The 9657-nt window shown below is 59.6% G+C and carries 7 protein-coding genes, 1 rRNA gene and 1 pseudogene; 4 read left to right on the top strand and 5 right to left on the bottom strand.

From position 1 onward, the window contains the following. The first annotated feature begins 23 nt into the window (after positions 1-23). Positions 24-139 (top strand): 5S ribosomal RNA (rrf, locus tag BV106_RS27450). A gap of 1567 nt (positions 140-1706) precedes the next feature. Here rrf and BV106_RS27445 read toward each other — a convergent pair. Both BV106_RS27445 and BV106_RS27440 read right to left on the bottom strand, forming a co-directional pair. Beyond that, the gene (locus BV106_RS27445; protein WP_038170122.1) at positions 1707-4004 is read right to left on the bottom strand and encodes a M56 family metallopeptidase; all 2298 of its coding nucleotides are present in this window, start codon (positions 4002-4004) and stop codon (positions 1707-1709) included. Further along, positions 4001-4438 (bottom strand): BlaI/MecI/CopY family transcriptional regulator, encoded by a 438-nt coding sequence (locus BV106_RS27440; RefSeq protein WP_051946401.1) that lies wholly within the window; start codon positions 4436-4438, stop codon positions 4001-4003. Before BV106_RS27440 ends, BV106_RS27445 begins: the two co-directional genes overlap by 4 nt. A gap of 139 nt (positions 4439-4577) precedes the next feature. On the opposite strand from BV106_RS27440, the gene BV106_RS27435 reads away from it, so the two are divergent. Continuing rightward, complete coding sequence (locus BV106_RS27435; protein WP_038170121.1) at positions 4578-5072, top strand: hypothetical protein; 495 nt, start codon at positions 4578-4580, stop codon at positions 5070-5072. A 10-nt stretch (positions 5073-5082) separates the two neighbouring features. Here the strand turns inward: BV106_RS27435 and BV106_RS27430 are convergent, their stop codons facing one another. Continuing rightward, on the bottom strand, positions 5083-5796 hold the full coding sequence (locus tag BV106_RS27430) for a hypothetical protein (RefSeq protein WP_038170118.1): 714 nt from the start codon (positions 5794-5796) through the stop codon (positions 5083-5085). Positions 5797-5965: 169 nt separating this feature from the next. After that, the gene (locus BV106_RS27425) at positions 5966-7273 is read right to left on the bottom strand and encodes a Gfo/Idh/MocA family oxidoreductase (RefSeq protein WP_038170115.1); all 1308 of its coding nucleotides are present in this window, start codon (positions 7271-7273) and stop codon (positions 5966-5968) included. A gap of 154 nt (positions 7274-7427) precedes the next feature. Between BV106_RS27425 and BV106_RS38920 the strand changes: the two are divergent. Together BV106_RS38920 and BV106_RS38915 are read left to right on the top strand one after the other, a co-directional pair. Then, positions 7428-8003: pseudogene (locus BV106_RS38920) on the top strand (DEAD/DEAH box helicase); the annotation flags it as partial. A 45-nt stretch (positions 8004-8048) separates the two neighbouring features. Continuing rightward, complete coding sequence (locus BV106_RS38915) at positions 8049-8843, top strand: C-terminal helicase domain-containing protein (protein ID WP_343123382.1); 795 nt, start codon at positions 8049-8051, stop codon at positions 8841-8843. Between the two features lie 284 nt (positions 8844-9127). Here the strand turns inward: BV106_RS38915 and tnpA are convergent, their stop codons facing one another. After that, entirely contained in the window at positions 9128-9616 is a 489-nt protein-coding gene (tnpA, locus tag BV106_RS27415) for an IS200/IS605 family transposase (RefSeq protein WP_265596123.1), read from the bottom strand. Between the last annotated feature and the right edge of the window lie 41 nt (positions 9617-9657).

The following is a 9657-nucleotide window of genomic DNA, read 5'->3' as shown; positions in this document are numbered from 1 at the left end:
GGAGCTCCCAATCGAAACAGAAGTCTGGTGACCACAGCGAGGTGGCCCCACCCGTTCCCATCCCGAACACGGAAGTGAAACACCTCAGCGTCGATGATAGTATGGCGACAGGCCATGTGAAAGTAGATCGTTGCCAGAGTTAATCCCCGCCCTTTGTAATCCAAGGGGCGGGGACTTTTTTTTGTGTGCGACCGACCTGCGAGGCGGGAGAGGAGGCGGAGACGCCAGACTGCCAGACACCAGACATCAGACCTGAGGTCAGGAGCGGGGCGGAAGTTGGCGCTGGAGCAGGTGAGATCGGAGGCTGGTGGATCTTCCAACCAACCCCTGGCGGCCAACACCTGGATGCGAAGCATCTGTGGAGTGCGGCGGGAACCGCCGCTTTGGCGGCGCTTGTGAGTTCCTCATACCTGAAGATGGGAGCAGGGGGGGAATCATGCGCCGTGATGGCCCCGCTTGGCCGCACAATCAGCAGGCCACCCATCACGCTCGCTGTCCCCGCCAACCGCCGGCGAAAGCGGCGTCGAGCCGCACGCACTCCAAGACGCTTCGCGACGAAGCCAGCGCTGGAGCCATGTCCGCTTCATGAAGGCTGGCCACTTCCTCGTTGGTTCATCCAACCTCGCGCCAGCGTCTTGGAGTGCCGGTGGCTCGACACCGCTTTGGCGGCGGGTGTGATGGCCTGGAACCATTGGACATCCAACAGGGTGATGCAACGTCAAGCCAGGCCAAGTCAGGGGCTCCGGAAATGGGATGGGAATGATTGGTAGACACAGGTCTCCCCAAAGCGGTGATGCTCACCGCAGTCCCAAAGCGACTTCGTCGCCAGATGCTGACTGCGCAAAGGAGACTGAATGCCGACGGGCCTCCGACATCGGAGGCCGGGTGCATGCTCCATCCTACCCAAGAACGACCTCCCCCTGGATGCGCAGCATCTTTGGAGTGCGCGCGGGAACCGCCGCTTTTGGGAGTTCTGTGTAGGGCTAGAACCCTGTTGAACAGGAGCGGAGCGGGTGCGCTTGAAGACGGTTCGCGGAAGCGATGCTTCATGCAAGGTAGAAGAGCCGTCCCGCCTCTTGGGTACATTGGCTGAGGCGGGAACAACTTCCGAAACGGTTGTTCAACTCCTTCGACGACCAAGCTTGACCAGGCTGCCTCAGCAAACAACAGCTCTGGCATCTACCTTCTGCCTACCAGTCCCAATGCCGGTGTAGTTGTCGACGTAAGGAGGCACAAACTTCTCGGTCTTTGGCGGTAAGGCTGTGGAGAGGATCAAAAGGCCAAGGTGTCCGGTGGGACGGGTGGTAGTGGGGGGGGGTATAGCGGAGGGGTTAGCACCGGAATCATGCCGCAGAAGCTTCAGTTAGTGCCTCCTCACGTCGACAACTACGGCCTGCTTTGAGGGTGCTATAGCAGAGGGTGAGAGGATTGAGCAGATGGGGATGCAGGCACGCTGATGGGCAAGTTGCTTAACTCCGGCGATGGTGAAGGGTTCTATAACGTCACAAGGCGTAGCCAAAGCGGCGGTTCCCGCGCGCACTCCATAGATGCTTCGCATCCAGGTGGAGGGGGGGCTGGGCGTGAGGGGATGCAGCCGGCCTCTGTGTCGGAGGGCCGCCGGCATGCAAACTCGCGGCCAGTCACACATCCTGTCTGAGAAAGCTCCCCGAGGGAGCGTTGCATCCCCTTCAAGATCCGCGCCAACCTTACTTGTGCTCAGGATTCTTCACCAAAGTCGGCTGTAGAATCAGGATGTACATCGAAGCTTGCGGCTTGTCTGAGGGTTTTGGTTTGGGCATGGCGGGGACAAAAAAGTTGCTTGGGTCCACCTGCGTGGGGGCCTGACGCTTGGGTCTGATCCCGCCGATCACCACGTACTCGCCATCACGGGCGGAGAAGCTGGTGGTGAGCTTCAAGGTTTCAAAGATGGGTTGCTGAATCTTGTTCTCGGAGAGCAGCAGTTCCTGCTCCTTGCCATCGCGGTCCTTGGTCACTGTCTTGATCGGAGTGCCGTAATTCATGAACCCAAGGAAATCAGTGATCTCCCAATAGAGCTCGATACGGTGCGACTTGTCTGGCTGAACGACCGGATCGTACTCCATCCTCAGTCCCACGGGGCGCATCTCAAACGCCGTGGGTGTGGTGGGGAAGATGGGCGGGTTGCCGAGACCCGGGATGGGCTTGCCGTCCTTGGTGGTGGGCGATTGCGCCAGTTGAGGAGGGTCAAACTCGGTGGGATAAATGAACTCCCTCACCATGTCCACATGCGTGCGCTGGCCCGAACGCGTCGTCACCGCGGGTGCGGCGGTGAGGCCTTGGACGCTCTTGTCGGATTGCACATGCGCCAGGAGCTTCTGACCCTGTTCCTTGCTGAGGATGCCCTGCACCTGAAGACCATCTGCGCGGGGTGCCTCCAGACCGTATTCTCTCCAAGGCAGCCACTCCGGCTCCACTTCCAGGACGTAGCTGCGAATCAGAACCTGCTCGTCCGAATCCCGTTGGGCAAAGTAGGTGGCGATGGCGTTGTGCGTGGGTTCGTCTGCCGTCACAATCAAAGTACGCGCATCTGGCATGATCACCTGAGGCGGATGGTCGGCGCGATGGGAGACGTGTGCTTTATTGATCAGGTGAAAGCGTGCAGCCGCGGCAGATTTCACCAATTTGTCCGCAGCCACCTTGTCGAGGGGGACCGGGGAGGGGGGGCTGGCAAAAGGATCGCTCGGGGAGTTCTTGTCGTTGGGGGAAGAGATCAGCAATCGCCGCAGGTCGTCTGACAGGCGGTAGATGCGGGTTTCGTCAGGTTTAGGAGTCACGCTGGTGTCGTTGCTCTTTGCGCCGTCGCTGTCTGCAACGGGAGGTGGCTCGTTGGCGGTCTCCGCGCGATGTTCCTGTTTGCATGCGGTGAAGCTGCCAAGGATACCAACCAACAAAGCGCATGCAGGGGCCTGCCACTTCAACCGGGTGCTGCGATAGGGCGTGCGATCACGCTGTGCTTCCATGAGGGCCTCCACACGACGGCGTAGGGCTGAAGTGCGAGCCATCGCCAGTGCCAGACGGAATGGTGAGGCCAGGCGAAAGCCGGCGGGTGTCTGGCAGCGGGAAACGACCTGCACCAGATTGCGCGCATAGGCGGCGCGTCCGGAAAGGGAGGGAGTCGCAAGATCATCGCTGGCATGCTCCGCGCTTCTCGCCAGTTCTCTCAGCAACCACCATCCGAGGGGGTGATACCAGCAAAGAAGCAGGCAAACTCGTGAGCAGGTGAGCCATAGGAAATCGCGTCTGGCCACGTGGCCGAGTTCGTGCCGCAGGACGGTGCGGAGGGCGTAAGCTGGCCAGCCCTCCGCCTCTGGAGGGAGTGTGATGACATGTCGGAAAACGCCCCACGTCATGGGGATCTCCCCAGAACGTCCAGAGAGAAGCCTTACCGGAATGCCCGGTGCCCAGCGAGCGAGTTGCCGTTCCAATGTGGATTGCAGCGCACTGTTGATCCGCTCGCTCGTTCGAGCTACTCCGGCAAGCTGCAGCAGACCGAGAACGACCCAGACTGCTCCAGCCACCAGCCCAATCGCCCAAATCGCGACCACGTAGTGAATGGTTTCCCAAGCAGGGGCTGGATCAGCGGCAGTGCCCAAAGTGCCCTCAGTTGACAGGGCCCCCGATGCTGGCGACGGGGGCGAATCCTGCCGGTCCCCGGGCGATGAGGCAGTCGCGAATTTCCATGAACCTGTCGTGGTGGATGGAGTTATCGCGTTTTCCGGCGGCGTGGTCAGGAGTGCCCAACTCACACCCCGATTTTGCAGGGCAATCGATGCCGGGATGAGGCAGGGGATCAGCATGGCGGTTGCCACCAGCAGGGCGTGCCGGTTTGAGGCAGACCACTGGCGGCCGAATAACTTCAGCACCAGGGCGCTGGTGAGAATCAACAAGGTGACTTGCAGGGAAAAGGTCACGAGCAACGGGGCCCATTGGGCCAGATCAGAAAGGTTCAGCAGCACCAGGTTCATGATTTCGAGTCGGTGGAAGATGGGTTCTGGGTGGCGGAGGGGGGCGTCGTACGGTTGTGCTCCTTGCGTTTGCTCTCGATGAATTCTGAAATGGAGCGAAGCTCCTCCTCACTGTAGGTAGCGCCAGGATCCGAGAGGTGGGCTGCCAGGGCCTTGCCCAAGGAACCCGAGAAGAATGTGTGAATGGCCCGGCTCAATGCGGACCGACCGGCTTCCTGGCGTGCGACCGTCGGGCGGTAGGTGAACTCACGACCTTGTTTGCCGTGCTTCAGATGCCCTTTGTCTTCCAGAATGGTCAAAAGTGATCGAAGTGCTGATCGGGTAGGCGGATCGCTCAGCTCGGCGAGCAAATCGGTGACCGTAACGCTGCCGCGGGCGAAGACGATGTCCATGATCTCCCGCTCTCGCTTGCTCAGGGGTGGTAATTCTGCCATAGGCGGAATTTTCAGCCTTTTTCCTGCCGGTTGTCAAAACAAAAAGCGGAATTTTCAGCTTTTGAGTTCAGTTTTCCTGGAGGTCGCTTCGTCACTCGGCACCTTGTTGAGTTGGGCTGGAAAGCAGCTATGGGCAGGCATGCCCATCCTTTTGCCCGCATTCCTCAGAACCCTGTTCCTGGCTACTCTCCTCGGGGCTCTGACCGGGTGTGAATCCGGAGGGCGGGCGCAGAGTGCGTATGATGCGCTCAAGGCCAGTGGAGCGGAACTGGCGACTGCGCTGGAGACTTTCCATTCCGAGAAGCAGAAGTGGCCCCGCGCGCTCTCGGAACTCGCGGATGCGCATGCCGTTCAAGACGCCAAAGCCCTGTTGTATCCCAAGCTGGATGTGCTGACGCGTCAGCAGGACTATCTCAATCCAGAGGCCAAGGTGGAGTGGGCGGAGTGGATCTACCATGCGCCTCCTGAAGCGTCTCATGACACTCCATTGCTGGTCGCTCCGCATCCCTTCAAGGAAGCCAACGGGGAGAAGTTTGCGAAGCCCCAGCGGTTCGTCGTCAAGGTGGGCACGCCGCCCCAGATGGTGAATGATGAGGATCTGCCCGCGTTGATGGAGATGTTGACTCCTCGATAACTCCTGCGCGCTACTCTTTCACGGCTTCCCGCTTCATGGAGAAATCGATCCCGTTCCAGTCGAGGATGTACACGTATTGCGGCGGACCGAGTTTATCGCCCAATTGGTCTTCCCCGATTTCCGCCCCTTGAATGCGGATGGAGGTGCCTTTTTGCGGGAGCACCCACCACCACTTCAGGCCAGCAGCTTCTGCTTCTGCGCCGATCTCCTTGGTGGTCTTGAAGAAGTTCTCTGCATGCAGCGCAGGGATGTGTTGGGCGCTGACGTCTTCCAGCTTCTTCGGGGCTGCCGGATCCCAGCGATAGAACTTGATCAGGTCGGTGGAATGACTGGCCACGGACCAGCCATCGATGACCACCGCGATCAGACAGGCACCGTCCTTCTTCTTCTTCTCCCGCCAGTAGGTCATGTGCACGTTCATGCCTTCTCCGTCGCCAGGGGAGGTGAAGTCGAGGTAGCCATTCTTCGTGTCCACCTTGATTTCCCGGACATGCGTTTCTTCCTTGGCCTTCGCCACCGCGGCGGCGTCTTCGCTGAGCAGCGCCTTCCTTCGTGCCGGGGTGAGCTCGCCGTGGATCTCGTTCCAAGGCTTGAAGGTTTCATCAGGGAGCAGGTGGAAGAAATCCACGACGGTCTGTCCGTGAGAAGTTGCTGGCGCAGCCACAGCGGCCAGGAACAGCAGGGTGATGGCAAAAAGCGACGAGAGAGAGGATCGATGAGCCATGCCGAGGCTTTCGCCACAAATTTTGCTTTCGCAAGGGTCTGGCGGAAAATTTTTGCGAGCCAGAGTCGATGCTGCCGGACACAAACAAGGCGGGCAGCTTGCGCCACCCGCCTCGAATTAACTTAACAACTACGACGTGGATCTAAACGTCCAGGTGTCGTCAAAACTCTCAAACGATCTTGTAGCTGCCCGGCTGCGGGGCCAGGTAGTTGCCGTTCGGACCGGGGAGTGTGGGGGGCTGGCTATCCCAGGTCGGGTTCTCCGGCATGGTGCGGTGGTTGGTCGCGAGGGACTCCTCCCACTTTTGTTCCTTGCCGGTGTAGGTCGCGTAGCGCCCCAGCACGGCGGTGTAGCTGCTCGTGGCGCCATAATAGGCGTTGTTGAGTGGCTTGTTGCCACGAATCGCGGCATGCAGTTCATCGTGCTCCACCTGGTAGGGGTTGGCATCGTTCTTGCCGCGATAGCGCCAGATCGTGTTGCCCTTGTAGTCCACGATCGAACCGGGGCGGAGAATGCCTTTGGTACCGTGAAACTCTTCAGTCACGCTGTTGGCGCAGCCGGTGATCTGGCGGCACTGGCTGTTCACCACGATGCCGTTGGGATAGCGGAACTCGACCGCATGGTGGTCAAAGATCTCAGACTGATGGTCGGGCTTGCGCACGGCGCGTCCACCCATGCCGGAGGCACTGATGGGCAGGGCATCCAGGAACCAGTTGGCCACGTCCAGATTATGCACGTGTTGCTCGCAAATGTGGTCTCCGCACAGCCAGTTGAAATGATACCAGTTGTGCACCTGGAACTGCATCTCCGTCATGTCCTTCATGCGGTCGCGGTACCAGATGGCGCCTCCGTTCCAGTACACATTGGCGGAGATGACGTCACCAATCGCCCCATCGCGAAGCTGCTTGAGCGTCTCGTGGTACATGGTCTGGTAGTGACGCTGAAGACCGACGACGACTTTGAGGTTTTTGTCATCCGCCTGCTTGGCTACTTCGAGCACCTTCTTGGCTCCGTAGGCATCCACACACACGGGCTTCTCCATGAAGACGTGTTTACCCGCCTTCACTGCCGCTTCGAAATGGAAAGGACGGAAGCCTGGAGGCGTGGCGAGAATCACGAGGTCGCAATGCTCAAGCACCTTCTGGTAGGCGTCCAGACCGGAGAACTGACGCTCCACCGGCACGTCCACCTTGTCATTGTGCTTGTTCATCAAGCCGCTCAGGCTGCGCTGCAGCCGGTCATCAAAGGCATCGCCGATGGCGGTGAGTTTCACATTGGAGCCTCCGACGCTCAGCGTCTGATCAGCCGCGCCAGAGCCTCGGCCGCCAGCCCCCACGAGCCCGACGCGGATGACCTTGTCGTCCGTGGCCTGCGCGCGCAAGATGTTGAAGTTGGAGAGCAGCCCGGCGGCACCGACGAGACCCGTACGGGCCATCATGCTGCGGCGGGAGAGAGCGTGAGGATTGGGAGGTAGCATCAGGGAAAAACGCCGGGCAGGGGAAGAATCTTCAAAATTCAAAACTCAAAGTGCATCGAATGGGAGCGAGGGCGGGCGATTTTTAAGTTTGAATTTCGAAGAATGGAGTTTTCCATCGTGCACTCTGGACATTCCCGCCGATAGTCCCGCCCTTATGCCTTTTCGCGCCCTCGGCCTCCACGAACAGATCCTCAAAGCCATTCAGGAGGCGGGGTATTCTGAGCCAACGCCGATCCAAGCGGCCGCCATCCCACAAGTAATGGCGGGCCATGACATGATCGGGATTGCCCAGACGGGCACTGGCAAGACGGCTGCCTTCACCCTGCCCATGCTGCACCTTCTGGCGCAGCTTCATGGACAAGGGCCACTTCGGGGGATCAAGGCGCTCATTCTCGCCCCCACCCGTGAACTCGTGGCTCAGATTTACGACAACGTGCGTGCCTATGCCCAACATCTGCCGCTGAAGGTGGCGATGATTTTCGGTGGGGCTGGGGGGTAAAAGCCGCAGATCGAGGCCCTCCGCGCCGGCACGGATCTCGTTATTGCCACTCCAGGCCGCCTGATTGACCTGATGGGCCAGCGGCATGGCAATTTTAATTCCCTTGAATTCCTGGTGCTCGATGAGGCGGACCGCATGCTCGACATGGGCTTCCTGCCTTCCATCAAGCGCATCGTGAAAGCCCTGCCCAAGAAGCGGCAGACGCTGCTGTTCTCCGCCACGTTGTCCAAGGAGATCGAGGCGCTCACGCATGAGTTCCTGCATCACCCGAAGACCGTGCAGATCGGAAAACGGTCTAACCCGGCAGAGAGCGTGACCCAGTTTGTGTACGAGGTGCCGAAGCATCTCAAGCCTGGGCTGCTTGTGCACCTGCTCAAGGATCCGGCATTTAACATGGTGCTGGTCTTCAGTCGCATGAAGCACGGAGCGGATCGCATCGCCCGCCATCTTGACCGGTATGGCATCAAGACCGTGACGCTCCATTCCAACCGCACTCAGAACCAGCGCCTGCGCGCCCTGGCGGATTTCAAGTCAGGTGCAGCCAGAGTGCTGGTGGCCACAGACATCGCGGCGCGCGGCATCGATGTGGATGGCATTTCCCATGTGGTGAACTACGACTTCCCCATGCATGCGGAGGACTATGTCCACCGCATCGGCCGTACTGGCCGTGCCCAGGCCGTGGGAGACGCGCTCAGCTTCATCACTCCAGAAGACCATGGCCCCTTGAAGAGCCTCGAGCGCTTCATTGGGCGTGGCATTGTGCGGAAGCGCGCAGAGGGCTTCGACTATGCCGAGGCTCCTTCCGCGGCAACTCCGGACCTGGACCGCCGCAGTGATGGTGGCGGTCAGCGGGGGCGTGGCGGCGAAGGCCGTGGCCCTCGTCAAGGCGGCGGTGGTCAGCGCAGCGGTGGCGGTGGCGGTGGCGGTGGTGAGCGCGGTGGACAAAGAAGCGGCGGCGGCGGCAGCAGTGCTGGTGGTGGTAGCCAAGGCCGTGGTCGTGGGCAAGGGGGCCAAGGGCAACGTGAAGGTCAGGGACAGCGCGATGGCCAGTCGCGACGTGGTGGGCGGTGAGGGGAAGAGGTGAACGTCCTCCGATAGATTTGCATGATGGCGTACCGGTGATGCGCCATCATGACTGGGTAGGGAGAGATCAATGTGAGCATTGATCCGAGTGTTTTGGTCCAAATGACCTGGGGGCATTACCCACTATCGTAGATAGACGATGCTGGACTGTGTCTGCGGCCCGAAGGGTTTGCATAGCCCAGCCCAGGCACGCAGGCCGCGAAGCGGTCGCAGGGCCTGGGTACTGGAGTGCATTTTGGATTGCGCCCTGAAAGTGGCGCGAGAACCGATCATCAATCCCAGACATACTTCTCGTCCCATTCGATCTCATACTTCTTCAACATCGCCCTGAATTCGTCCTGAAAACTCTTGTCTCGGTGGTGCTCCTGTTGATTGCGAATGTAGGCGACCACGTCGGGCACAGTTGACTGACTTACGGAAAACGCACCGTATCCGCTTTGCCAATGAAACGTCCGCAGCAATGGATGCTGCTCTCGGAGCCATAATGTTGAACCTTGCTTTAACTTCGCTACCAGATCGCTAAGAGCCTCGGTTCTCGCCAGCACAAGCAGAATGTGGGCATGATCAGGTTCGGTATTGATCTCGACGGGATCGCAATTGTGATTTCGTAAGATGCCTCCAAGATAGGCATGCAGCGGCCCTTGGATACTCCGGCTTAAGATTCTCTCCCTTCCTTTGGTAGAGAAGACCAAATGGATGTACAACTTGGACAACGACTGTGGCATCGAAAAACTATTGGCTCCAGGAACCAAGTCTGTCATGTGGTTTTCACGTCATGAGATGTTGTTCGTCCTCGTGCGCC

The organism is Verrucomicrobium sp. BvORR106, from assembly GCF_000739655.1.
Lineage (GTDB): Bacteria > Verrucomicrobiota > Verrucomicrobiia > Verrucomicrobiales > Verrucomicrobiaceae > Verrucomicrobium.
Note: the sequence above shows the minus strand (reverse complement) of the source record. Positions and strands in the feature narration are given on the sequence as shown.